The 24568-nt window shown below is 50.3% G+C and carries 20 protein-coding genes; 18 read left to right on the top strand and 2 right to left on the bottom strand.

Annotated features, from left to right (window positions below; all coding sequences use genetic code 11):
- Positions 1 to 105: 105 nt before the first annotated feature.
- The gene (locus tag I4W93_RS07175) at positions 106 to 2949 is read right to left on the bottom strand and encodes a TonB-dependent receptor (protein ID WP_205309551.1); all 2844 of its coding nucleotides are present in this window, start codon (positions 2947 to 2949) and stop codon (positions 106 to 108) included.
- Between the two features lie 251 nt (positions 2950 to 3200).
- Here I4W93_RS07175 and I4W93_RS07170 point away from each other — a divergent pair, with 251 nt between their 5' ends.
- Positions 3201 to 4577 (top strand): NlpC/P60 family protein, encoded by a 1377-nt coding sequence (locus I4W93_RS07170; protein WP_205309550.1) that lies wholly within the window; start codon positions 3201 to 3203, stop codon positions 4575 to 4577.
- Between the two features lie 11 nt (positions 4578 to 4588).
- Positions 4589 to 5683: a dipeptide epimerase gene (locus I4W93_RS07165; RefSeq protein ID WP_205309549.1), complete on the top strand. Its 1095-nt coding sequence runs from the start codon at positions 4589 to 4591 to the stop codon at positions 5681 to 5683.
- A 51-nt stretch (positions 5684 to 5734) separates the two neighbouring features.
- Here I4W93_RS07165 and I4W93_RS07160 read toward each other — a convergent pair whose 3' ends face one another.
- Positions 5735 to 6580, bottom strand: a complete 846-nt coding sequence (locus I4W93_RS07160) for a MurR/RpiR family transcriptional regulator (RefSeq protein ID WP_205309548.1) — start codon at positions 6578 to 6580, stop codon at positions 5735 to 5737.
- Positions 6581 to 6952: 372 nt separating this feature from the next.
- Here I4W93_RS07160 and mraZ point away from each other — a divergent pair, with 372 nt between their 5' ends.
- The 16 genes from mraZ to lpxC all read left to right on the top strand — a co-directional run bounded on the left by mraZ (position 6953) and on the right by lpxC (position 24565).
- Entirely contained in the window at positions 6953 to 7417 is a 465-nt protein-coding gene (gene mraZ, locus I4W93_RS07155; protein ID WP_205309547.1) for a division/cell wall cluster transcriptional repressor MraZ, read from the top strand.
- Positions 7418 to 8362, top strand: coding sequence for a 16S rRNA (cytosine(1402)-N(4))-methyltransferase RsmH (rsmH, locus tag I4W93_RS07150; RefSeq protein ID WP_205309546.1), 945 nt, complete (start codon positions 7418 to 7420; stop codon positions 8360 to 8362). It begins immediately after the preceding gene.
- Positions 8355 to 8663: a cell division protein FtsL gene (gene ftsL / locus I4W93_RS07145; protein WP_205309545.1), complete on the top strand. Its 309-nt coding sequence runs from the start codon at positions 8355 to 8357 to the stop codon at positions 8661 to 8663. The genes rsmH and ftsL overlap by 8 nt, the downstream gene beginning before the upstream one ends.
- Positions 8660 to 10411, top strand: coding sequence for a penicillin-binding transpeptidase domain-containing protein (locus I4W93_RS07140; protein WP_205309544.1), 1752 nt, complete (start codon positions 8660 to 8662; stop codon positions 10409 to 10411). Before ftsL ends, I4W93_RS07140 begins: the two co-directional genes overlap by 4 nt.
- Positions 10401 to 11858 (top strand): UDP-N-acetylmuramoyl-L-alanyl-D-glutamate--2,6-diaminopimelate ligase, encoded by a 1458-nt coding sequence (locus I4W93_RS07135; RefSeq protein WP_205309543.1) that lies wholly within the window; start codon positions 10401 to 10403, stop codon positions 11856 to 11858. Before I4W93_RS07140 ends, I4W93_RS07135 begins: the two co-directional genes overlap by 11 nt.
- A complete protein-coding gene (locus I4W93_RS07130; protein WP_205309542.1) occupies positions 11855 to 13231 on the top strand; it encodes a UDP-N-acetylmuramoyl-tripeptide--D-alanyl-D-alanine ligase in 1377 nt (458 codons plus the stop codon). Before I4W93_RS07135 ends, I4W93_RS07130 begins: the two co-directional genes overlap by 4 nt.
- Positions 13225 to 14307 carry a phospho-N-acetylmuramoyl-pentapeptide-transferase gene (gene mraY, locus I4W93_RS07125; RefSeq protein ID WP_205309541.1) on the top strand — a complete coding sequence of 361 codons (1083 nt, stop codon included), beginning with the start codon at positions 13225 to 13227 and terminating at the stop codon, positions 14305 to 14307. The genes I4W93_RS07130 and mraY overlap by 7 nt, the downstream gene beginning before the upstream one ends.
- 17 nt (positions 14308 to 14324) lie before the next feature.
- A complete protein-coding gene (gene murD / locus I4W93_RS07120) occupies positions 14325 to 15665 on the top strand; it encodes a UDP-N-acetylmuramoyl-L-alanine--D-glutamate ligase (RefSeq protein ID WP_205309540.1) in 1341 nt (446 codons plus the stop codon).
- Positions 15662 to 16873, top strand: a complete 1212-nt coding sequence (gene ftsW / locus I4W93_RS07115) for a putative lipid II flippase FtsW (RefSeq protein WP_205309539.1) — start codon at positions 15662 to 15664, stop codon at positions 16871 to 16873. Before murD ends, ftsW begins: the two co-directional genes overlap by 4 nt.
- Positions 16866 to 17966, top strand: a complete 1101-nt coding sequence (gene murG, locus I4W93_RS07110) for an undecaprenyldiphospho-muramoylpentapeptide beta-N-acetylglucosaminyltransferase (RefSeq protein WP_205309538.1) — start codon at positions 16866 to 16868, stop codon at positions 17964 to 17966. The genes ftsW and murG overlap by 8 nt, the downstream gene beginning before the upstream one ends.
- A complete protein-coding gene (gene murC, locus I4W93_RS07105; RefSeq protein ID WP_205309537.1) occupies positions 17963 to 19417 on the top strand; it encodes a UDP-N-acetylmuramate--L-alanine ligase in 1455 nt (484 codons plus the stop codon). Before murG ends, murC begins: the two co-directional genes overlap by 4 nt.
- A complete protein-coding gene (locus tag I4W93_RS07100) occupies positions 19414 to 20343 on the top strand; it encodes a D-alanine--D-alanine ligase (RefSeq protein WP_205309536.1) in 930 nt (309 codons plus the stop codon). Before murC ends, I4W93_RS07100 begins: the two co-directional genes overlap by 4 nt.
- Positions 20344 to 20345: 2 nt before the next feature.
- Positions 20346 to 21098 (top strand): cell division protein FtsQ/DivIB, encoded by a 753-nt coding sequence (locus tag I4W93_RS07095; protein ID WP_205309535.1) that lies wholly within the window; start codon positions 20346 to 20348, stop codon positions 21096 to 21098.
- Positions 21095 to 22330 (top strand): cell division protein FtsA, encoded by a 1236-nt coding sequence (gene ftsA, locus I4W93_RS07090; protein ID WP_205309534.1) that lies wholly within the window; start codon positions 21095 to 21097, stop codon positions 22328 to 22330. The genes I4W93_RS07095 and ftsA overlap by 4 nt, the downstream gene beginning before the upstream one ends.
- A 30-nt stretch (positions 22331 to 22360) precedes the next feature.
- On the top strand, positions 22361 to 23521 hold the full coding sequence (ftsZ, locus tag I4W93_RS07085; RefSeq protein ID WP_205309533.1) for a cell division protein FtsZ: 1161 nt from the start codon (positions 22361 to 22363) through the stop codon (positions 23519 to 23521).
- Positions 23522 to 23653: 132 nt separating this feature from the next.
- Positions 23654 to 24565 carry a UDP-3-O-acyl-N-acetylglucosamine deacetylase gene (gene lpxC, locus I4W93_RS07080; protein ID WP_205309532.1) on the top strand — a complete coding sequence of 304 codons (912 nt, stop codon included), beginning with the start codon at positions 23654 to 23656 and terminating at the stop codon, positions 24563 to 24565.
- Positions 24566 to 24568: the final 3 nt, after the last annotated feature.

Here is a 24568-nt window from a genome sequence, read left to right as displayed (position 1 = left end):
CACCAGGAACAGGTGAGAGACTATGTAACGAGGTACGGGCGTGACATAGCTGTCATCCATGACATTGACTCAGCACCGTGCTCTGCAGCACGGCGCTGCAGTGGGTTACATAAACTTATATTCCAGCAACAAGGTATAGGCCCGGCCACGCGGGTCTGCTATACGCGGCTCCCAGGCTGCACCGGCAGCAAAATCGTTTTGGTGCGCCGTAAATGGCGGATCTTCGTCAAACAGGTTTTTGATACCAAAAGTCACTTTAAGATCGTCAATACCGCCGTAAGTGACACTGTAGTTGTAAGTCATATACGCATCAACGTTCGGGTCCCACTGCGCCGGTACAAAGCTGCCGTTACGCACACTTACTGGTAGCTCATCTTTGTAACCGTCACGATATAGCTGGGTCAGACTGTGGCTCCAGTCGCCTTGCACATAGCTGAAGTTGAGCGTGTGCTTCCATTTAATGGGCAGGTTGTAGTAACGCACATACTCGCCCACCAGATTTTCGCTGTAGGGCAGGCTGTCGATACCTTTGCTTTTAAAGGTGTCGATATAACTGCCATTTAAGTTAATTTTCCAGGCACCGCCTGCCAATTCGCCGGTTAAGTTAGCATCAATTTCAATGCCCTGAGTTAACGTACCGCCAGAATTAATATAGCGCCGGTCTATAGCGACGATATCGCCTTGGCCATTGCGTATCCAGTTGGCGATAAACAAGTCGTAATTTTCAATCAGTACATCGCGCGGTGCAGAGCGAATGGTATCGGTGCGCTCAATTTCCCACCAGTCGACACTGATATTGAAATAATCGACCGGCACCACAACAAAGCCAAAACTCTTTTGTTCTGATTCTTCCGGCGCCAGGTCCGCTTTACCACCAAACAGTTCAACTGGCTGAATACGTTCACAACCGGGCACGGTTTCATCCGCTACACCACCGGGGCAGGACGCGGGGTCCGCTAGGTCTAAGCCGGTGTATTGCGACGCTGTTTCGCCATTGAACAGCTGGTTAAACGAGGGCACTTTAAAGCCGGTACTAAAAGCACCGCGGAACATTAACTCGTCGAACGGGCGATAGTTAAAGGCTATTTTCGGATTTGTGGTGCTGCCAAAACCATCATATTTGTCGTAGCGACCGGCCAATGTAATATCTAAATTGTCCAGCACGGGGACGTAAAGCTCAGCAAATACCGCTTTAATATCACGGCTTACTTTGTCCAGCACATTGGCATTGTCAAAGGGGGCATTAAATACCGGCCGCAAGTCTGCGCGCTCATCGCCGTTAAATTTAAATTCTTCCCGGCGTAAATCTACCCCGGCGGCCATCATGATGTTGCCACCAGCCAGCTCAAGTGGTAGTTCACCAGAAAATGTGGCATCAATCTGCGTCATGATAGACTCGCCATCATAAAGCTTCACACCATAAGCAGAGGCACTGTCTAACGCCGCCATCCCTTCTGCTGTTTGGCTTTGACCAGGCAACAGGAATGGGTTTATCAAGCCGCTGCCCAATACTTGCTGTAACTCAGCCGTAAAGTGGTACCCGGTACCTAACGTGGATTCCGATTCACTGGAAGCGCGCGATACGCCAACGTTGTAATCCCAGCCCGCTACAACACCTTCAAACGCCGCCAGAAAACGATAGGCATTAGTAGTGGTGTCTATTTCACGTGGCCCGCAGGCAATACAGCGCCAACGGTAGGCAATACGTTCGCCATAATTTAACTGATCGGCGCCAAAATAGTCAGCTAGCCCATTATAGATAGCATCGTACGATGCTCCGGTGCTGGGGTACCATGTGTCCGGGCCAAAGGTTGAACCCGGCGATATCTGGTTTGGTTCAAATGCTTTGCTGACATCAACTTGCGAGGCAACAAACTCTACTGTAGCCATGTGCTCTTCAGCCAGTTTAAAGGTCGCGCGACCGATAAAATCGAGGCTTTCCTGCGGTTGTTGTATACGGGCAGCCGCGGGGTAATCATAAGCACAGGCATAGCGTGATGACTCTGAACTCCATAGTTTTTGGTCGTAGGGACCCATTAAATCGCCACCTGAAGCGCAACCTGCTGCGCCAGGTAAATCCAATAGATTGATGGCGATAACGGATTGGCCATCGAGTGGATCAATCAGGCCGGTGCCAATTAAATTTGGCTGAGTAGAGCCCCGGTTAAATACGGTAGCAAACGGCGTACCCCGAGTATCGGGTGATAAGCCGCGCTCAGGTTGAAAGGTGTTGGAAAAGTCTCGATCGTTGCCAGCCAGTACTTCATTTTTCTTGTATGACAAGGTTCCAAATACATTCCAGCCATCTTTATTAATATCGCCGGTGCCAAACAATACGTTAGTACGGTAAATATTGCCGCCGCCGGCTTCGGTATGATCAACAAAGGCTGACGCTTCTGCACCGGTGTAATCCTTTTTGGTAATAAAATTAATTACACCGCCGATGGCATCGGTGCCATACACGGCAGAAGCACCATCACGCAATACTTCAACCCGCTCTAAGGCGGCAAACGGAATAGAATTTAAGTCAACTGCCCGGCCTTTTAAACCGTGCGTGGCTACGCGGCGACCATTGAGTAGTACCAGCGTGGCATCGGCACCCTGACCACGCAAGTTAGCACCGGATACGCCATTATTACCGCGTTGTTCTTCCGACACGATACCGCCGTTGCTGGCGAGGTTGTCTGAAGAGTTACCGGCGATATTCATCTGCAATAATAACTGCTCTGCTGAGGTAATGCCTGCAGCGTCAATGTCTGCACGGCTAAATACGGTGATAGGTAAAGCACCTTCCAATGCGGTACGTTTAATACTGGAGCCGGTAACCCGGATGCGCTCTACTTTGGCGTCGGTGTCAGCCGTATCGGCCGGTGCCAGGTTATCCTGCGCTACAACTTGGGTGCTTAGGCCTGCTAGGGCAAGGGCCTGAATAAGCTTAGTCAACTTCATCACTCTCTCCTGGATTTGCAGTAGTGTCTTATTATCGCTATCCGTTAGTTGGGTTCTGGACGCCCATTTTTATCTCTGGTGACAGATGTTTATTTTCTGCACAAAATTAACATAGCAACATTTCTTTCCTTTGGAAAATAATTTATGCTGAATTTCGTAAAATATTGGAATATTTCATTCCTAGGCGCTATGTTGGACATCATTAACGCGGTGCTGGTGCTTGACAAACAGCACGCAAATGAGGAAGTTGCATGAGATTAGTTGCCGGGCTGTGGTGCGTTTGCTGTCTGTTGTTACAGGCAGCGCTGCCTGCAGCAGAGTTTAGTTCTGATGTACCGTTGCTGCAAAAAGAACAGTTGAATGCCCGGTTTTGGCAGACGAAATTGGTAGATGGTGATCGGCTTCTGCTTAGCGCAGCACAAATTACCCAGCGCAACCTGCAAACGTTCGCGTTGCAGGCTGAAATGCAGCCGCTGCAGAGTTTAGCAGCACACTATAGCCGTGCCGAGTTAGAAAAAATTGTGTTGGCAGTAAGCGGTATTCCCGGTAGCAGCCGGTTCTATGCCGACGGAACTGAATTAACGGCGGCGGATTGGCAGAGGTATCAAGGTTTAATGGCGCTGGAGCAGTTAGCCGCCGAAACCCCGTTGCAGTATGGCTTGGTTGTTAAGCGCACGGCATTACGGGCTTTCCCGACCGACGATAGGGTGTTTAATGCGCAGGGGAATAAGGATTTAGACCGTTTTGCGGAAACAGCGCTGTTTGCAGCCGATGCGGTGGCAGTGCTGCACCACAGCGCAGATAAAAACTGGCTGCTGGTGCACAGCGTTAACTATACCGGCTGGGTGAAAGCGGCAGATATCGCTATTGGAAAAAAACAGCAGGTTCTGGCTTATATAACCGCACAGCCTTTCATCGTGGTTAGCGGTGCTAAGGTATATACCGCTTTTACGCCAGAGCAACCGGCGCTGTCAGAATTGCAACTGGAAATGGGTAGCCGTTTACCTTTGCTTAATCCGGCGGAAGTAGGCTTTAGCGTGCATGGCCAAAATACCGCAGCCAGCCATGTCGTGCGACTGCCGGTGCGCAGCGCAGATGGCACTCTGGCATTTATGCCGGCCCTGATCCCCTATAGTGCAGATGTACATCAAGGTTATTTAGCCTTTACCAGTAGCAATATTGTACAACAAGCGTTTAAGTTTCTTGGCGAGCGCTATGGCTGGGGCCACGATTATAATGGGCGCGATTGCACCGGCTTTATCTCGGAGATATTCCGCAGCTTTGGCTTTTTGATGCCGCGTAACTCAGGGCAACAAGGCAATGGGGCTTATGGCACTAACATCCGTTTTGATGTCCAAAGCAGTGCACAAGATAAGTTGGCCGCAATACAGCAGGCCCAAGTCGGTGATTTATTCTATTTCCCCGGCCATGTGGCGCTGTACTTAGGCAGCGTAGAAAACCAACCTTTTATGATCCACGATGTCAATACGCTGGTTTACCCGACCGCGGATGGCAAAGTCTACCAGGGCAAATTAAATGGCGTGGTAGTAACACCATTGCTGCCATTAAACGCCAATGCCGGGCAATCGTATCTCGATGTGCTCTATGCTATAAAATCACTGCGTTAACAGAGGCGACTATGAAAATAACTGACATCAGGCTGGGTATGTTGCGAGTGCCGCTGAAAACGCCTTTTAAAACGGCCTTGCGCACCGTTAATACCATTGAAGATATTGTGGTGATGGTTGAAACAGACAGCGGCCACACCGGTTATGGTGCGGCGCCAGCAACGGCAGTGATCACTGGTGATATTCATGGTTCTATTATCGAGGCGATACGTACGGTTATAAAACCGAAAGTATTGGGGCAGGACATAGCCGATTTAAACCACATTATTCGCCTGATCCAAGGCTGTATTATGAAAAATTACAGCGCAAAAGCGGCGGTAGAAATGGCCGTCTATGACTTATTCGCCCAGTTGTATCAGGCGCCGCTGTATAAAATTCTTGGTGGCGGTGTGCCAAAAATAACCACCGATATTACCATTAGTGTCGACTATATCGACAAGATGGTGGCTGACTCGCTACATGCGGTTGAGCGAGGCTTTGAAACGTTGAAAGTTAAAGTCGGCAAAGATATTGGCGTAGATATTGAGCGGGTTAAAGCGATTTATGCGGCGGTGGAGGGCAAGGCATTGATCCGGCTGGATGCCAACCAGGGCTGGACGGCAAAAGAAGCGGTATATGCGCTACATAAACTGGAAGATGCCGGCGTCAGACTAGAGTTGGTTGAACAACCGGTAAAGGCCTATGACCTGGAGGGGCTAAAATACATTACCGAGCGCGTGCATACTCCGGTAATGGCAGATGAAAGCAGTTTTGGCCCACGCGAGGTAATTGATCTGATTAAGATGCGTGCCGCCGACATTATTAATATTAAGTTGATGAAAACCGGTGGTATTGCTAATGCGATAAAAATTGCCGATATCTGCTCATTTTACGACATGCAGTGCATGATAGGTTGCATGCTGGAGGGCAGTATCAGTGTGGCAGCGGCGGTGCATGTCGCGGTAGCCAAGTCGGACGTTATCACTAAAATTGACCTGGATGGTCCCTCGTTATGTCTTTATGACCCGGTTAAAAGTAGTGTACGGTTTAATGATGCCGATATCACTATTGAGGATGCCCCGGGTTTAGGTATAACTGAAATTGATGGCCTGGAGTTGCTGCCATAGCACGGTAACGTTGCAGCCCTTGTCGCTTGGCTTCTGCTGCAAGGCTTACGCTTAGGGCTGTTCCAACACATTTAGCAGTTTGCTGATGGCTTCCAACTGGTGGTCGTTATTTTGCTGCTGACACAATAACAAATACAAAATATGACACAGGTGTTGTTGTGCAAGCTGCACCAGGATTGGGTTTATGCGCACGTTTTCATCGCCGCTCAAGGCAAACAATGCGATATCGGCGGCCATGCTCAGTGCATTGGTTTTGTAGCTGGTTAGGCTAATAAGGCGGATCTGGCGTTGTTTAGCATAGCGCGCCAGTTTCAACAGGTCAGTATTTTGGCCAGACTCCGATACCAGCAACATTATGCTGCCGCTATTTAATGTACTGGCCAGCTGCAGCGCCATAGCAGGATCGCTGTGCATTATGGCCAATTTGCCTAGCTGTAGTAAGCGAAATTGCATGTCGTGCGCCACAATGCCCGATTTACCAAAGCCAGCGATAAGCACTTTATCGGCTTGGGCCAAGCCGTCTACCACATCTAATAGCGTTTTCTCCGGGTTAATCTCCAAAATACCGCGTAAATGGCTATGTAAACTAAACTGAAATTGTTCAACCAGCCCGACTAAATCATTCTGTGCCTGACTTTGCTCACTGTTTTCCCTGTTTAAGGTAGAGGCGGTAATTACGGCTTCATTTACGGCAAGCTTTAGGTCTGGGTAGCCTTTATACCCTAGTTTCTGGCAAAATTTCACTACGCTCGACTGACTGGTACCAACGGCATCGGCCAATTGTTGTGAGGAGTAATCCCTTAACAAATGCGCATTATCCAGAATAAAATCAGCCAATTTGCGTTCAATCACCGACATCTGTTGCAGCATGCCGCGGATTTTAAGTAAACACACCATAAGTCGTTGTCCTGCATCAGCTGCTGAAGTCAGCAAGAATTTGTTATTAATACTTGTACTCAGTATTGAATAATTTATTCCTTGTTGGCAAGCCAGTGCTGAAAAAAGCGCCATTATGTTAAGTGCTGTACATAAAAGCAGTAGTGTTTCGCAGCGTTTTTGATCTGTCTCCACTTTTTCCCACCAAAATCATAACCTTTGCTGCAGAGCTTATTTTTACTGAGATCACAATCGATCAATCGCCCCGTTTTTACCTTGACAATGGTTAAAGCTGCACCCTAAACTGTATCGTTGTGGGGATTTGTGGGTGAAAGTGGATCATTTTGGTTTACCTACTAAATAAAGCTTAAAAATAAGTTGCACAGGAAGCTTATGTTTCGTGGCTCATTTACGTTGACGTTGGACGAGAAAGGACGGTTAGCGCTACCCGCGCGCTACCGCGAATTTCTGCTGTCTGATTGTCAGGGCCATTTGATTTGTACAATTGATTTGCATGACCCCTGTCTGTTGCTCTATCCGCTGGCGGAATGGGAAGAAATAGAAGAAAAACTAAAACGTCTGTCTAGCTTAAATCCGCAAGAGCGCCGCTTGCAGCGCGTGTTGCTGGGTAACGCCACCGATTGTGATATGGATAAAAGCGGCCGTATTTTACTGCCGGCATCGCTGCGTCAGCACGCAGGCCTGAGTAAGGGTATCCGTCTGGTAGGCCAATTAAATAAATTTGAAATCTGGGATGAAACCGCCTGGCATGAGCGTTTAGCGGCAGATATTGCGCTGGAACAGGCTCAGGCTGGCGATGTTGAATTGTCAGACCGATTACAGGACTTTGCACTGTAAATGAACGCACCGGCCCATATATCTGTCTTGCTGCAAGAAGCATTAGACGGACTAGCTTTAACACCTGACGGTTGTTACCTGGATGGTACTTTTGGCCGTGGCGGCCACAGCCGGGCGATTTTAGCGCTGCTGGGTGCCAAAGGCCGTTTATTTGCTATCGATCGTGACCCTAGCGCGATAGCCGCCGCTGCTGCCTTGCAGGCCGACCCGCGCTTTCATATCACGCACAGCCCATTCGCGGCGCTGGCAAGCATAGCAGAGCAGCTGCATATTGCCGGTGCGCTGGACGGCATTTTACTCGACCTCGGCGTATCTTCACCACAGTTAGACGATGCCGACCGCGGCTTCAGTTTTATGCGTGACGGTCCGTTAGATATGCGTATGGACCCCAGCAGTGGCATCAGTGCGGCAGACTGGCTAGCGCATGCCGACGTGGAAGATATCAGCTTTGTCTTGCGGGAGTACGGTGAGGAAAAGTTTGCCTGGCGTATTGCCCAGGCTATCGTTGCTGCCCGTGCAGAGCAGGCTATTACGCGTACTTCTGCATTGGCCAAGCTTATTAGCGACAGTGTGCCTAAAAGCAACAAAGAGAAAAAACATCCGGCGACACGCAGTTTTCAAGCCATCCGTATTTACATTAACAGCGAGCTGGAACAGGTTAATCAGGCGCTGCATGCTGCCATGCAGGTGTTAAAACCTGGTGGCCGTTTAGTGGTGATCAGTTTTCACTCTTTAGAAGACCGACTGGTAAAACAGTTTATGCGTCGCTATTCAAAAGGTGAGCCGGTACCACGCGGTATTCCGCTGACCGCAGCGCAAATGAACCAGCGCACCGAGCTTAAGTTGGTGGGCAAAGCCATTATGCCGTCAGAGCAAGAGTTGGCTGCCAACCCGCGAGCCAGAAGCGCTGTACTGCGCATCGCACAGAAGCAGTGCCATGAGTAGTATCAGCTTGCATCGCCTTATCAGCCAGGATTGGCGCGCGCAAAAGTGGCAGGTGCTACTGCTGTTGGCGTGTATCTCTTCAGCGCTAGTGGTGGTGCACTTTGCTCATTTAAATCGTCAGCTGACCATAGCGCAAGATCTGTTGTATCAGCAGCGTGATCACCTGGATATTGAATGGCGTAACCTGTTGCTGGAGCAGCGGGCGTTAGCTGAGCACAGCAGGGTAGAAGACATTGCCCGTAACCGGCTCAATATGGTCCGCCCTGCTGCTGAGCAGGATGTTGCGGTGGCACTGCCATGAGCCGCCAGAACAAAGCACCGCAAGCGCGAGCCAGAAGTTTGCCGTCAGTGTTAAGCTGGCGTTTTGCGTTTGTGTTACTTAGCCTGACAGCAGTATTTACTGCCTTGGTAGTACGTGCGGCCTGGTTGCAAGTGATTGAGCCCGACATGCTGGTAAGCCAGGGCGATATGCGCAGCCTGCGTGTTGAAGCCGACACGGTGTTGCGCGGTATGATTGTCGATCGTAATGGCGAAGAGTTGGCCGTTAGTGTGCCGGTAGAGGCTATCTGGGCCGATCCTAAAGTCGTTATAGAACGCCATGCCGCCTCTGACGAACGGCGCTGGCATGCCCTGGCCGACATTTTACAGATGACACCGGCGCAATTGCTGGGAAAAGTCGGTGACAACACGCAACGGCGTTTTGTTTACCTGCAGCGCCAGGTAAACCCGGCGGTAGTGGAGTACGTAAAAAAACTGAAGGTGCCAGGAATATACTTCCGTCAGGAATCACGCCGCTATTATCCGGCGGCAGAGGTGACTGCTCAGTTGCTGGGTTTCACCAATGTCGACGATGTTGGGGTGGAAGGCATTGAAAAACGTTTTAACGACCTGCTAACCGGAACTGCGGGGCATAAGGTCTTTCGTAAAGACGCCAAGGGCCGCGAAATTGAAGTGCTAGAGCGCGCCCAGGCACAGGCTCCGGGCAATTTGCAGTTAAGTATTGATCAGCGCATTCAATCGGTAACTTATCGTGAACTGAAAAAAGCGGTGTTATCGCACGGTGCGACGTCCGGTTCCGCTATTGTGGTCGATGTACTAACGGGCGAAGTTTTGGCGATGGTTAACAGCCCATCATTTAACCCGAACAACCGGTCGAACGCGCCGGCATATTTGTTTCGCAACCGGGCTATTACCGATACCTTCGAGCCAGGTTCTACTATGAAGCCGTTAGCGGTGCTTAGTGCGTTGGAGTTTGGTTCGGCCACTTTATCTGCAACCGTTAATACCTCGCCCGGTTATATGCGCATTGGCGGTAGTTGGGTGCGTGATGCCAATAATTATAACGACCTTAGTCTGACCGGTATTATTCAAAAATCCAGCAATATTGGCGTGAGTAAGCTGGTGCTGGATATTCCGGTAGAACATGTCATAAGCCTGTACGGCAATATGGGCTTGGGCATTGATACGGGTATGGGGCTAAATGGTGAAAGCAGCGGCATGTTAAGCCATCGTCGGCGCTGGTCAGATTTTGAGCGTGCAACGTTATCTTTTGGCTATGGCTTGTCTGTTACGGCTGCGCAGTTAGCCAAGGTATACGCCACTATCGCTAATGGTGGTGTTAACCGGCCGCTGAGTATTTTAAAAACTACCGAGGCTTATCCAGGTGAGCAAGTGCTGGCTCCTGAGCATGCGGCTGCAATGTTGGAAATGATGGAAGCCAATATTCTGCCTGGTGGTACCGCAACCCGGGCCCGGGTTAAAGGTTATCGGGTTGGTGGCAAAACGGGCACTGCGCGCAAGGCGATTGCCGGGGGTTATGGTGACGACTATGTGGCATCTTTCGCTGGCGTAGGCCCGGTGTCAAATCCACGGCTGGCCTGTGTTGTGGTGATTAACGAGCCAGCAGGTGATTTTTATCACGGCGGTGAAATTGCCGCACCGGTGTTTGCCAATATTATGGGCGCCAGCCTACAGCTACTAAACTTGCCGCCTGATGATAGCACTCAGCCAAGAATTACTGCATTGGTAGGGGGTAGTAATGCCGGTTAATGTCAAACATTGGTTAGGCCGTCATGGCATTAACGCAGCGGATCTCGTTGTCGAGCAATTGCAACTGGACAGCCGTAAGGTGGGTACCGGTGATGTATTTTTGGCGATTGCCGGTGTACAGCAACACGGCGGCCAGTTTATTGCGCAAGCGATAGAGCAAGGCGCGGCGTTAGTACTAACCGATCAGGGCAATTACCATGACAGCCGGGTGTTGGTGTTGCCGCAGCTAACACAACAGTTGCCAAAATTGGTGGCTGATTTTTATGGCCAACCAGCAACGAAGTTAAAGTCTATCGGCATTACCGGCACTAATGGTAAGTCGAGCATTGCGTTTTTTATCAATCAATTAGCCGAGCTGCTTAGCATTGATGCAGCCGTAATTGGCACCTTGGGTTATGGCTACTACCAGAAACTTACCGAGTTACCCAATACGACGCCGCATTTCGTCGAGCTACAACGTATTTTAGCTGGCTTTGTTAAGCAGCAGGTGCAGCTGGTGGCGATGGAAGTATCGTCACATGCGTTGGTACAACAGCGTGTTGATGGGCTGCAGTTTGATGTGGCAGTGTTCACCAATTTGACCCGCGACCATCTGGATTATCATGGCAGCATGGCAGCCTACGGCGCGGCAAAGGCGTTGTTATTTGAAAAAAACAAAAGCAACAGTGCGGTTGTTAATGTGTCAGATGAGTTTGGTCGCAGCCTGGCACAAGGTTGCATCAGCCCATTACGCGTGTATGGCACGGCAGCCGCTTGTGTTGGATTCGAACGCTTTTTAGCTTACTCAGATGTTATCGCCTTGCCAGATGGTTGTCGTTTTCGTTTAAGTAGCGAGCAGGGGGATTTTAGTCTGCGGCTGCCGTTGTTCGGTGAGTTTAATATTCAAAATGTGCTGGCAGCCATCGCGGCTTTACATCAGTTGGGTTATCCATTGCCTGAGCTAATCAAAGCTGCCACTGGGTTAACTGCTGTACCGGGTCGTATGGAGCAGTTTGTGTTTCCACACCACGTGGTTGCGGTGGTTGATTATGCGCATACCCCTGATGCGTTGCAGCAAGCACTGCAAGCACTGCGCGCGCACTGCGATGGTCATCTGTGGTGTGTATTTGGCTGCGGTGGCGACCGCGATAAAGGTAAACGGCCGTTAATGGGCCAGTTGGCCGAGCTGTACGCCGACCATATTATTATCACAGCCGATAACCCCCGTTCTGAAGATGTCATCGCCATTTGTGATGATATTGCGGCAGGGATGAGTCCGGATGGCAATTATAGTATTGAGCCAGACCGCAAGACGGCAATCAAGCTGGCGCTGGTGAGTGCGCAAGATGGCGATATTGTGTTGGTGGCGGGTAAAGGCCATGAAACGATACAAATTGTTGGTGCAGAGCAGCGGCAATACGACGAGCGCGGCTATATGCGACAACTGGTGGCGGAGATGTCGATATGATTAATTTAAGCTGTCAGCAAATTAATAGTTTCCTGTCGGGCACCCTACACGGGCCTGACCAAACGATCACGTCGGTGAGTACTGACAGTCGTGTTATTAGCAACGGTGCCTTGTTTATCGCGTTAAAAGGCCCGAACTTTGACGGGGCAGCCTTTGTGACTGACGTTAAAGCCAAGGGAGCGGTTGCTGTAGTACTGGAGCAACCGGTTGCTGATGATATTACACAGATTATTGTGCCCGACACCCGTTTGGCACTGGGGCAGCTGGCGGCAGCGCTAAAAGCCAGGTTAGCGCCAAAAACCATAGCGGTTACCGGCAGTGCCGGTAAAACCACCGTAAAAGAAATGATGGCAGCAATTTTAAGTCAGCGCGGCCAGGTATTAGCCACTCAGGGTAACTTTAATAACGATATTGGCGTGCCTTTAACGATGCTGCGGTTAACTGAGCAGGATAACTACGCCGTACTTGAACTTGGTGCCAACCATCAGGGCGAAATAGCTTACACTACATCACTGGCCAAGCCGGATGTCGCCATTATTACCAACGTGGCACCGTCACATTTAGAGGGTTTTGGCGATGTATACGGCGTAGCCCGCGCCAAAGGTGAAATATTTAACGGTTTAAGTAGCGCTGGTGTGGCAATTATCCCTGCCGACAGTGAATATCGTAACTACTGGTTACGCCGGCTCGAGGGGCTGCACGTAATTCAGTTTTCGCCAAGTATTACGACCGATTACTACGCAGAAAATATAGTGCTCGACTCCCAGGGTTGCGCCGGTTTTGAGCTTGTTTGCCCAACAGGTAAACAGGCCGTGCAATTAACCATTCCGGGAAAACACAATGTAGCCAATGCCTTAGCCGCAGCCGCTGCCTGTATTGCCGTGGGTGCGACACTGCATGATGTTGCCAATGGGCTGCTTAACATGCTTGCGGTAAAAGGCCGTACTAACGTTAAGCTGGTTACGCCACAATTGCGGCTGATCGATGACACCTATAACGCCAATGTTGAGTCGGTTAAAGCTGCCATTGACTTGTTAGCATCATTTAGTGGCTTTCGGGTGTTGATTTTAGGCGACATGGCAGAACTGGGTGCGGATTCGCGTTTGTACCACGAAGAAATTGGTTTATATGCAAAAAAGTCGGGGATTAATCTGTTGTTCACCCTTGGCGTGTTATCACAGAGCGCGAGTGACTTGTTCAATGGACAAGGCGCACATTTCAGCTCGCGTCAGGCGCTTTTACAGCGTTTAACGCCAATAATTGCAGAACAACCCGCAGTCACCCTGCTAGTGAAAGGCTCGCGTAGTGCGAAAATGGAGTTAGTCGTGCAAGACTTGCTAGAAAGATGTCAGCAGGAGAGCAGCCCATGCTAGTTTGGTTAGCCGAGTATTTAACGCAATACTTTAGTTTTTTTAATGTATTCAGTTATCTGACGTTTCGCGCCATTTTGGGTATTTTAACGTCATTACTGTTAAGCCTGTATCTGGGGCCAAAATTGATTGCGGCTTTGCAACGCATGCAAATTGGTCAGGTAGTACGTGGCGATGGGCCGGAAAGCCATTTCTCTAAAAAAGGCACGCCGACGATGGGCGGCTTGTTAATTTTAGGTGCTGTGCTTATAAGTACCTTGCTTTGGGCCAACTTAGACAATAAATATGTTTGGGTGGTACTGTTTGTGCTGGTCAGTTTTGGCTGGATTGGCTTTGTTGATGATTATCGCAAAGTGATCCGCAAAGACCCTAAAGGCTTAATCGCGCGTTGGAAATATTTCTGGCAATCTCTTTTTGCTATCGCTACCGCGGCGTTTTTATATTTCACCGCAGAGCGTCCAGCCGAAACTGCGCTGTTGCTGCCGTTTATCAAAGATGTGATGCCGCAGCTTGGTTTGTTATTTTTGGCACTGAGTTATTTTGTCATTGTTGGCACCAGCAACGCGGTTAACCTAACCGATGGCTTGGATGGGCTGGCAATAGTACCCACTATTATGGTCGCGGCCGCGTTTGCCATTATCGCTTATGTTAGCGGCAACGTTAACTTTGCCGGTTACTTAAATATCCCCTATTTGCCTTACGCCAGTGAGCTGGTGGTGGTGTGTGCGGCATTGGTTGGCGCCGGTTTAGGCTTTCTTTGGTTTAATACCTACCCGGCACAAGTGTTTATGGGTGATGTGGGTTCATTAGCACTGGGCGCGGTATTGGGCGTTATTGCCATTTTAGTACGTCAGGAAATCGTGTTGTTTATTATGGGCGGCGTATTTGTAATGGAGACGTTGTCGGTAATCCTGCAGGTGGGTTCATATAAGTTGCGTGGTCAGCGTATTTTCCGCATGGCACCCATTCACCATCATTACGAATTAAAAGGTTGGCCAGAGCCGCGGGTAATAGTGCGGTTTTGGATATTGTCGATCATCTTTGTGTTGGTGGGTTTAGCCACCCTTAAGTTGCGCTAAGCATGGAGCAGACTGACATGACACAGCGTGCAACAATGCACAGTTTGGCGAAAAAACGCATTGCCGTAGTTGGCTTGGGCCTATCGGGCCTGGCGACGGTGCGCTTTTTGCTGAGCCTGGGCGTTAAGCCGGTGTTGATGGACAGTCGCAGTAAGCCCAGCGGTATTGAGCATATCGCAACTGAAAAAGTTGACGGCATTTATCTTGGCGAGCTCGATGCCAATCGCTTAGCGAAGATGGATATGATTATCGTCAGCCCAGGGTTGTCGCCTTCGCATCCGGCCTTGCGCTTTGCCGTGGCACAGGGTGTTGAGTTGTTGGGTGATGTGGAGTTGTTTGCCCGCTTTAACAGCAAACCTGTTATTGCTATTACCGGCTCAAATGGCAAATCTACCGTAACCATGTTAGTGGAAGCCATGCTAAAAAGCAGCGGCATTAAAGCGCTGGCAGCCGGTAATATTGGCTTACCGGTGCTGGATGCTATAGCGCAAACTGACACCGAGGTCTTGGTATTAGAGCTATCCAGTTTTCAGCTTGATACCACCTCTAGTTTGCACAGTGTCGCCAGTACTATTTTGAACATCAGTGCCGATCATCTTGACCGCTATCGTGACATGAACGCTTATGCTGCATCAAAACAACGGGTGTACCAGCATACGCAACTGGCGGTGTTTAACTTAGATGACAGCGCAACAGAACCGCAACAAGCCGAACAAACGCTAGGTATTAAACTGGCGGATTCGGCTTACGGCATTACGCTGATTGATGCGAACCGCTGGCTACAGGTGGCTGGTGAGCCATTACTGCCAGTAGCGGATATGACCTTGTTTGGTGCTCATAACGAGTTCAATGCCCTGGTAGCCTGTGCGTTGGCATTGGCCGCCGGCGCCAGCCGTGAAGGCCTTATTACTGCACTTAAACACTTTGTGGCGCTGGCCCATCGCTGCAGTTTGGTAACAAATAGCAAAGGTATCCGCTGGATTAATGATTCCAAGGCTACCAACATTGGCGCCACGCAAGCGGCAATCGCCGGCCTGCGGCCTGCCGTTAGCGGTAAGCTCATTCTTATTGCTGGTGGCGACGCTAAAGGTGCCGATGTCAGTGAGCTAGGCCCGGTGCTGCAGCAAGATGTACAGCAACTGATTACATTAGGGCAAGATGGCCCGGCAATAGCAGCCCTAAAACAAGGCAGTATTCAGGTTAAAACATTGGCCGAAGCGGTTAAAGTGGCGGCTAAGCTGGCTATGCCAGGTGATATGGTGTTGCTGTCACCGGCCTGCGCCAGCCTGGATATGTTTAAAAGTTATGCTGAGCGTGGTGAGCAATTTGCCGCTGCGGTAAAGGCGGAGGTGCTATGAAGCAGCTGGCACTTCGCATGTTCGCAAGCCCGATGCAAAGCCCGGTACAGGCCATGCGTAATTGGTGGAATGCCGATGATGGCGCCGCTTACGACAAGTTATTTTTAACGTTATTGTTATTGATCCTGGCTATTGGTGTAGTGATGGTAACGAGCGCCTCAGTGCCAGTGGCATCGCGCTTGTATGACAATGAACTGCACTTTACCATTCGCCATCTGGTGTATCTGGCATTGGGTTTTTCAGCCGCTATTGTGGTGCTGAACTTACCCGTGCAGTGGTGGCACAATAGCAATATGTTACTACTGTTTGCAGCATTAGCATTGTTAGTGGCCGTGTTGTTATTTGGCCGTAATGTCAACGGTAGTACCCGCTGGTTGGCTATTGGCCCCATTGGTTTGCAAGCGGCAGAACCGGCTAAATTGTTTTTCTTTGTTTACCTGTCCAGCTATTTAGTGCGGCGCCATGAAGAAGTGCGGGAAAACTTAAAAGGTTTCGTTAAGCCACTGTTGGTGCTATTTGCTTTTGCGGTGCTGCTGCTAATGCAACCGGATCTCGGCACTGTCATAGTCATGTTTGCCACAGCTGTGGCGTTGTTGTTTTTAGCTGGCGCTAAATTATGGCAATTTTTCTGTCTTATTTTTACCGGCCTGGCCGCGATAGCCGTGTTAATTGTGTACAGCGAATATCGCTGGAAACGGGTCACTGCATTTTTAGACCCATGGGCTGATCCCTTTGGTAGCGGTTACCAGCTAACCCAATCGCTTATGGCATTTGGCCGTGGCGGCTGGTTTGGCCAAGGTCTGGGCAACAGTATTCAGAAGTTGGAATATCTGCCCGAAGCGCATACCGATTTTATCCTGGCAGTCATTGCCGAAGAAACCGGTTTTATCGGTGTTACGGTATTGCTTAGCTTGCTGTTTATGCTGGTCTACCGTGCCCTACGGATCGGGCAAAAGGCCTTGGCAAAAAACTTAAGTTTCCACGGCTTTTTAGCTTATGCATTGGCAATTTGGATTGGTTTTCAGTCCGCGGTGAATATTGGCGTGGCTACCGGTGCCTTGCCCACTAAGGGGCTGACGTTGCCGTTTGTTAGCTCCGGCGGCAGTAGTTTAATTATTATGCTGGCCGCTGCGGCACTGTTGCTGCGGATAGATTTTGAAGTGCGGTTAAAAGGCAAGCATGCCATCAGTGGTGGCCGGCATGAATAAACCGCGCATGCTGATCATGGCTGGTGGTACCGGCGGCCATATTTTCCCGGCGCAGGCGGTGGCGACAGCATTGCACCAAGCCGGCTGGCAAATTCATTGGCTAGGCAGTGCTACCCGCATGGAAGCGACGCTAGTGCCGCAATTTGGTTGGCCATTTCACAGCATAGATGTCGCTGGCTTGCGTGGTAAAGGCTTAAGGTCATTGCTCAGTGCGCCCTGGATGTTGCTGAAGTCATTGTTACAGGCACGTCGCGTGCTGCGCACCGTGCAACCGGATTTGATACTCGGCTTTGGTGGTTTTGCCAGTGGCCCGGGTGGCATTGCGGCCTGGTTACAGGGTGTGCCGTTGGTCATTCATGAGCAAAATGCTGTCGCGGGTAGCACTAACCGCCTGCTGGCACGTTTTGCCCGCAAAGTATTGGTCGCATTTCCGGCGGCATTTTCCGGCCATACCAAGCAGGTATTGCTGGGTAATCCGGTGCGGTCAGCCGTCATCGATGCTGCACAGCAGCATGATTTTGGGGGTAATTTAAAAATATTGGTAGTAGGTGGCAGCCTGGGTGCCAAAGCGCTGAATGATACCTTACCAGCGATCTTTGCCAGCGCAGCCCGGTTTGGCATGCTGCAAATAAAACATCAGACCGGCAAAGTGCTGCAACAGCAAACTGAACACACTTATGCCAACTTGCAGCAAGCGAACTTGCAAGTTGAAGTAGATGCTTTTATCGACGATATGGCGCAAGCCTATGCCTGGGCCGATGTGGTAATTTGCCGCGCTGGCGCCTCGACAGTAAGTGAAGTGGCATGTGCTGGCGTGGCCGCGGTATTTGTGCCACTGCCCAGCGCTATTGATGACCATCAAACGGCCAATGCACGCTGGTTAACCGCACAAAACGCGGCACTGATGCTGGCGCAGCAGGATCTAAACGAAACACAGATGTTACCGCTGCTGCAGCAGTGGTTAGTTAATAAAGCACCGTTACAACAAATGGCCGCAAAAGCGCGTGCCTGTGCGCTGGATAATGCCACAGCACAGGTAGTGGCGCAGTGTCAGCAAGTCGTCGGTCACCACGTAACAGGACAAGCAGTATGATTAGCACACCACAACAGAAAAAACTCGCCATGCGCCGGGTAGAACGCATTCACTTTGTTGGCATCGGTGGTGCTGGCATGGGCGGAATTGCTGAAGTATTAGTCAACGAAGGGTATAACGTATCGGGCTCAGATATTGCTCCTAATGCCGTTACCGAGCGTTTAATTACGCTGGGCGCGAAGGTGTTTTTTGGCCATGATGCCCGCAATATTGATGGTGCTAGTGTAGTGGTGGTGTCCAGCGCCATTAACAGCGCTAACGCCGAAGTCGCCGCGGCTCGTGAGTTACGTATTCCGGTAGTGCGCCGCGCTGAAATGCTGGGCGAATTGATGCGTTTTCGACATGGTATAGCGGTAGCGGGTACGCATGGTAAAACCACTACGACCAGTTTGCTGGCGTCCATTTTTGCCGAAGCAGGCACAGACCCTACTTTTGTCATCGGTGGCTTGCTTAACTCAGCCGGTTCCAATGCCCGTCTGGGTGCCGGCCGCTACTTAATTGCCGAGGCTGATGAAAGTGATGCATCGTTTTTACACTTACAACCGCTGGCCACGGTCATCACCAATATTGAAGCCGACCACATGGACACTTATCAGGGCGACTTTGAAAAGCTAAAAGCCACTTATTTAGAGTTTTGCCATAACCTGCCGTTTTACGGCGTGGTCGTGGTCTGCATGGACGACCCGGTATTACGTGCTCTAATCCCACAAATTGGCCGCACTGTGCTGACTTACGGTTTTAGTGATGATGCCGATTTTGTCATTAGCGAATTCAGCCAAAGCGGCACACAAAGCCAGTTTGTAATTACCGACCCCAGCGGCAATCAGCGCGAAGTGGTATTAAATTTACCCGGCAAGCACAATGCGTTAAATGCGACCGCCGCTTTTGCGCTGGCAGTGGATGAGGGTATCAGTGAGCAAGCGGTATTAGCTGCGCTGAGTAAATTTGAAGGTATTGGCCGGCGTTTTCAGCAGTATGGTGAATTTGATACCGGTAACGGTAAGGTGTTGCTACTGGATGACTACGGCCATCACCCTACTGAAGTTGCAGCTACCGTTGCTGCGGTGCGCGCTGCTTGGCCTCAGCGTCGTTTGGTAATGGCATATCAGCCACACCGTTTTACCCGTACCCGCGATCTGTATGAAGATTTTGCCAAGGTCTTGTCAAGCGTGGACAAGCTATTACTGCTGGAAGTGTATTCTGCCGGTGAAGCCCCCATTGCCGGTGCCGACAGCCGCAGTTTATGCCGCTCTATTCGCACCCGCGGTACGCTGGACCCTATTTACGTAGCCGAGCCGGCCGAATTAGCAGCTAGCCTGGCTGGCGTGCTGCAAGATGGCGATGTGGTATTAACCCAGGGCGCCGGTAATATTGGCACCTTAGTAAAACAGCTGGCGGCAATGCAACTGAATATTGCCCGGCTAAAAGCCAGTGCAGGAGAGCAAGCATGACAAGTAGTGTATCTGCCCTGGGCAAAGTTGCAGTGATGTTTGGTGGGTTATCTGCCGAGCGTGATGTGTCACTGCGCTCTGGTGCTGCGGTGCTAAAAGCGCTGCAGGATGCCGGTGTAAATGCTTTTGCCTTTGACCCGAAAACCGCCTCGCTAGCCGATCTTGCTGCCAGCGGTGCTACCCGGGTGTTTATTGTGTTGCACGGCCGTGGCGGAGAAGACGGCAGCATGCAAGGCGCGCTGCAGCAATTAGGCTTGCCTTTCACGGGTAGTGGCGTAATGGGGTCGGCGCTGGCAATGGATAAAATTCGTTGTAAATGGCTATTTCAAGCGCAGCAATTACCGACGGCGCCTTTTGCCGTGGTGCATAGCAACGACACCGATTTTGCCGGTTTGCTGGCAAGTTTAGGTGGCAAAGTCATGGTAAAGCCGGCAAACGAAGGCTCCAGTATCGGCATGAGTGCGGCCAGCACCGCACAGGAACTGGAACAGGCCATTGCTGCGGCGCTGAAATACGATAGCGAAATTTTAGTGGAGCGCTGGATAAACGGCCGCGAATTTACTGTGGCTATTCTAAATGGCCAGGTTTTGCCCATTGTTGAAATGCGTACACCGCGGGCTTTTTATGATTATGAAGCTAAATACCAGGCCAACAGCACCGAATATCTTTGTCCAGCGCCTTTAAGCACAGAGCAAACTGCCGCTATGCAACTTACTGCGCTTAAAGCCTTTAACGCAGTAGGAGCCTCAGGTTGGGGCCGGGTGGATATTATGCTGGACGACAGCGGCCAGCACTATTTATTAGAAGTAAACACCGTGCCTGGCATGACAGAAAAGTCATTGGTGCCGATGGCGGCAAAAGCATCAGGTTTAACTTTTCAGCAGTTAGTGCTGGCAATACTTACGCCAACGCAGGGAGCGGCATAACGATGAACGGGCGTTGGCCAGCCACGCAATTTAAACAACGCCCGGCGTTTTATGCTGGCGTAGTGTTTTTTATTGCTGCGCTGCTAATGCTGATTTGGGCTGGCGTAAAAGTTAGTGATTGGGTGCACAGCCAGCAAAGTGCGCCGGTGCGCCAAGTAAGGTTATACGGTGATTTTCAACATATTAACGCCAGCGCGTTGCAGCAAACGTTGCAACAGCAGTACGTAGGCAACTTTTTTAGTGTGAACGTGGATCAGGTACAGCAGTTCCTGTTACAGCAACCCTGGGTTTATCAGGTGGCCGTGCGCAAACAATGGCCTGACGCCCTGGTTGTGGTTGTAACAGAACAACAGCCGGTAGCTATTTGGAATCAGCAGCAATTATTAAATACTCAGGGCGAGATTTTTCACGCTCCGTTACAGCAGCTGAAAACGGAACTACCTATGCTAACCGGCCCCGAAGGCAGCCAACAGGACGCGCTGACCATGTTCCGCCATATGCAGGGCTTATTGGCCCTGCATAAATTTAATGCAGTAACGCTGGGGTTAACCGAGCGTTTTTCCTGGCAGCTCAGCCTTAGCAACGGTATAGCACTTAAGCTTGGGCGTGAAAATACATTAAAACGGTTACAGCGTTTTATTGAGCTGTACCCGGTGATTAGTAAACATAAAGCCGAAGCGGTAGCCGAAGTAGATTTGCGCTACGACACCGGCATAGCAGTGCGTTACAGCGCGGAGCAAAAGAGAAAAGCATGACAAAGTCGTTGGATAGAGATCTGATTGTTGGCCTGGATATCGGCACTGCACAAATCAAGGCGGTGGTGGGCGAAATTACCGCCGACGACAAGTTAAGCATCGTTGGCGTGGGTACACATGTGTCGCGAGGCATGGACAAAGGCGGTGTCAACGATTTAAACCTGGTAGTGCAGGCCGTGCAACGCGCTATAGATGAAGCCGAGTTGATGGCTGACTGCCGCGTGTCATCAGTGTATTTGGGCATTACCGGTAAACATATCCGCTGTCAGAATGAAAGCGGCATGGTGCCAATTAACGACACCGAAGTAACGGCAGAAGACGTGGCTAACGTGATCCACGCGGCCAAGTCGGTGCCTATTTCGGCTGAGCGGCGCATGTTGCATGTATTGCCGCAGGAATTCTCGGTGGATATGCAAGAGGGCATTAAAAGCCCGGTAGGCATGTCAGGCGTGCGGATGGAAGCGCGGGCACACATTATTACCTGTGCCAATGACATGGCAAAAAATATTGAAAAATGCGTCGAGCGCTGCGGCTTGCAGGTAGATCAGCTTATTTTCACCTCACTGGCTTCAAGCTATGCGGTGCTGACCGACGATGAGAAAGAGCTCGGCGTCTGTGTCGTCGATATGGGCGGTGGCACTATTGATATCTCCATTTATACCAACGGTGCACTGCGGCATACCGCGGTTATCCCGGTAGCCGGTAATCAGGTTACCAGCGATATTGCCAAGATATTCCGCACGCCAATAAGCCATGCCGAAGACATTAAAGTGCAGTATGCCTGTGCGCTGCGCAGCATGGTAGGCAAAGAAGAAAGCATAGAAGTGCCCAGCGTAGGCGGCCGGCCGGCTCGGTCTATGTCGCGCCATACGCTGGCGGAAGTGGTAGAGCCACGTTATCAGGAATTATTTGAGCTGGTGCTGGAAGAAATTCGCAGCTCTGGCCTTGAAGAGCAAATCGCTGCCGGCGTGGTGCTCACCGGTGGTACAGCCAAGATGGAAGGTGCGGTGGAATTTGCCGAAGATATTTTTCAGATGCCGGTGCGCGTAGGGCAACCTATGCACGTTACCGGTTTAAAGGAATACGTACAGGACCCGGCCTACGCCAGTGTAGTGGGCTTGTTACTGTACGGAAAGGATGCTCGCACCCAGCAGAAAAAAGCCGCTGATGTGCGTGATTCAGTAAGCAGCTTCGTCAAACGGATCAGCAGCTGGTTCAAAGGCGAATTTTAAGTTAGTAAGCGTAGAAACGGAGAGAGAGCTATGTTTGAGTTAATGGAAAACCACAGCGAAGAAGCTGTCATTAAAGTAATAGGTGTTGGCGGCGGTGGCGGTAATGCTGTCGAATATATGGTAGCCAGTAACATTGAGGGCGTAGAGTTTGTGGCGGCGAATACCGACGCTCAGGCACTGCGTAATTCTTCTGCTAATATTACGTTGCAGTTAGGCGCTAATGTAACAAAAGGCTTAGGTGCCGGTGCTAATCCAGAAATCGGCCGTCGTTCGGCAGAAGAAGACCGTGAAACCATCAAGAAAACCTTGCAAGGCGCGGATATGATTTTTATCGCCGCCGGTATGGGTGGTGGTACAGGTACCGGTGCAGCGCCAATCGTGGCCGAAGTGGCGCGTGAACTGGGTATCTTAACTGTAGCAGTGGTAACTAAACCCTTCCCGTTCGAAGGTAAAAAACGTAATGCTTATGCGGATGAAGGCATTTTAGAGTTGAGTAAGCATGTTGACTCGCTGATCACCATTCCAAATGACAAGCTGTTAAAAGTACTGGGTAAAGGCACAAGCCTGCTGGATGCATTTAAGGCGGCTAACAATGTGTTGCTGGGTGCAGTGCAGGGTATTGCAGAACTAATTACTCGCCCTGGTTTGATCAATGTCGACTTTGCTGACGTACGTACAGTAATGTCTGAAATGGGCACTGCAATGATGGGCAGTGGCCGTGCATCTGGTCCGGATCGGGCAGAAGAAGCGGCTGAACAAGCTATTTCCAGCCCATTGCTGGAAGATATCGATTTATCTGGTGCTAAAGGCATACTGGTTAACATTACTGCCGGCCTTGATATCAGTATCGAAGAGTTTGAAATTGTCGGTAATGCCGTTAAAGCATTTGCATCGGAAAATGCCACTGTGGTGGTAGGTGCTGTTATTGACCCTAACATGCATGACGAGTTGCGGGTTACTGTTGTCGCTACAGGCATAGGTGCTGACCGCCGGCCAGATATCAGCCTGGTAGCAAACAGCAGGCCAGATCCAATGCCGGTGTATGTGCAGCAAGGTAACACTATGCAAAAGTCTGCACCGCAGGCTATGCGTGATGAGCAGCCAACTGCGGCGCTTAAAACTCAGCCAGAGAGCAAAGCCAATATTGATATATTTGATATACCAGCGTTTTTACGCAAACAAGCTGACTAAACGTTAGTTTAGTCGCAGGCAGGGCCGACAGCAGGGTTAAGCTGCTGTTCAGTGGTGTTTGGCATAATCGCCACATTATGCTATGCTTCGCCGCCATTTTGTGATTGCTTAATATTTGAGCAGGAAGAAATTATGATTAAACAACGTACCATCGACAAAACAGTCAGCTCCATTGGGGTAGGATTGCACAAAGGCGAAAAGGTTACGCTTACTCTCCGACCTGCGCCGGACAACACGGGTATCGTGTTCCGTCGTGTGGACCTGGATCCAGTGGTCGACTTCAAAGTAGCGCCAGAATTAGTGGGCGATACGGTGATGTGTACCTGTTTAATCAATGAAAATGGCGTGCGATTGTCTACCACTGAACACCTGATGGCGGCCATTGCCGGTCTGGGTATCGACAACCTGGTGGTTGAAGTTGACTCAGCAGAAATTCCTATTATGGATGGCAGTGCCAATCCTTTCGTTTATTTGTTGCTGGAAGCCGGTGTGGCCGAGCAGCGGTTGGCGAAAAAGTTTATCCGCATTAAAAATACTGTTCGGGTGGAAGACGGCGATAAATGGGCCGAATTTAAACCGCATCATGGCTTTAAGATTGATTTCGCCATTGAATTTAACCATCCGGTCATTTCAGAGACTACCCAGCATATGCTGATGGATTTCTCCGCTGCGGGTTTTATTAAAGATATCAGCCGCGCCCGCACCTTTGGTTTTTTGCATGAAGTAGAGTACCTGCGCGCGAACAACCTGGCATTGGGTGGCAGTTTTGATAACGCAGTCGTGCTGGACGAATACCGGGTGTTGAACCAGGATGGTTTACGCTACGAAGATGAATTTATTAAGCATAAGATTTTAGATGCCATCGGCGATCTTTATATGGCCGGTTACAGCATTTTAGGTGAATTTAAGGCCTTTAAAACCGGCCATGCACTGAACAATCAATTATTATGCGCGGTGCTGGCGAACCAGGAAAACTGGGAATTTGTTACTTTCGAAGACAAAGCTCAGCTACCAATATCCTATTTGGCACCGCAGTTAGCTTAAGCC

The organism is Rheinheimera maricola (genome assembly GCF_016918075.2).
In the GTDB taxonomy this organism is placed as follows: Bacteria; Pseudomonadota; Gammaproteobacteria; order Enterobacterales; family Alteromonadaceae; genus Alishewanella; species Alishewanella maricola_A.
The sequence above is the reverse complement of the archived record's forward strand: the minus strand, read 5'-3'. Positions and strand labels throughout refer to the sequence as shown.

Excerpts from the sequence above, each read along its gene's own strand:
- I4W93_RS07175 (WP_205309551.1), bottom strand. The coding sequence starts at position 2,949 with ATGAAGTTGACTAAGCTTATTCAGGCCCTTGCCCTAGCAGGCCTAAGC.
- I4W93_RS07170 (WP_205309550.1), top strand. The coding sequence starts at position 3,201 with ATGAGATTAGTTGCCGGGCTGTGGTGCGTTTGCTGTCTGTTGTTACAG.
- I4W93_RS07165 (WP_205309549.1), top strand. The coding sequence starts at position 4,589 with ATGAAAATAACTGACATCAGGCTGGGTATGTTGCGAGTGCCGCTGAAA.
- I4W93_RS07160 (WP_205309548.1), bottom strand. The coding sequence starts at position 6,580 with ATGGTGTGTTTACTTAAAATCCGCGGCATGCTGCAACAGATGTCGGTG.
- mraZ (WP_205309547.1), top strand. The coding sequence starts at position 6,953 with ATGTTTCGTGGCTCATTTACGTTGACGTTGGACGAGAAAGGACGGTTA.
- rsmH (WP_205309546.1), top strand. The coding sequence starts at position 7,418 with ATGAACGCACCGGCCCATATATCTGTCTTGCTGCAAGAAGCATTAGAC.
- ftsL (WP_205309545.1), top strand. The coding sequence starts at position 8,355 with ATGAGTAGTATCAGCTTGCATCGCCTTATCAGCCAGGATTGGCGCGCG.
- I4W93_RS07140 (WP_205309544.1), top strand. The coding sequence starts at position 8,660 with ATGAGCCGCCAGAACAAAGCACCGCAAGCGCGAGCCAGAAGTTTGCCG.
- I4W93_RS07135 (WP_205309543.1), top strand. The coding sequence starts at position 10,401 with ATGCCGGTTAATGTCAAACATTGGTTAGGCCGTCATGGCATTAACGCA.
- I4W93_RS07130 (WP_205309542.1), top strand. The coding sequence starts at position 11,855 with ATGATTAATTTAAGCTGTCAGCAAATTAATAGTTTCCTGTCGGGCACC.
- mraY (WP_205309541.1), top strand. The coding sequence starts at position 13,225 with ATGCTAGTTTGGTTAGCCGAGTATTTAACGCAATACTTTAGTTTTTTT.
- murD (WP_205309540.1), top strand. The coding sequence starts at position 14,325 with ATGACACAGCGTGCAACAATGCACAGTTTGGCGAAAAAACGCATTGCC.
- ftsW (WP_205309539.1), top strand. The coding sequence starts at position 15,662 with ATGAAGCAGCTGGCACTTCGCATGTTCGCAAGCCCGATGCAAAGCCCG.
- murG (WP_205309538.1), top strand. The coding sequence starts at position 16,866 with ATGAATAAACCGCGCATGCTGATCATGGCTGGTGGTACCGGCGGCCAT.
- murC (WP_205309537.1), top strand. The coding sequence starts at position 17,963 with ATGATTAGCACACCACAACAGAAAAAACTCGCCATGCGCCGGGTAGAA.
- I4W93_RS07100 (WP_205309536.1), top strand. The coding sequence starts at position 19,414 with ATGACAAGTAGTGTATCTGCCCTGGGCAAAGTTGCAGTGATGTTTGGT.
- I4W93_RS07095 (WP_205309535.1), top strand. The coding sequence starts at position 20,346 with ATGAACGGGCGTTGGCCAGCCACGCAATTTAAACAACGCCCGGCGTTT.
- ftsA (WP_205309534.1), top strand. The coding sequence starts at position 21,095 with ATGACAAAGTCGTTGGATAGAGATCTGATTGTTGGCCTGGATATCGGC.
- ftsZ (WP_205309533.1), top strand. The coding sequence starts at position 22,361 with ATGTTTGAGTTAATGGAAAACCACAGCGAAGAAGCTGTCATTAAAGTA.
- lpxC (WP_205309532.1), top strand. The coding sequence starts at position 23,654 with ATGATTAAACAACGTACCATCGACAAAACAGTCAGCTCCATTGGGGTA.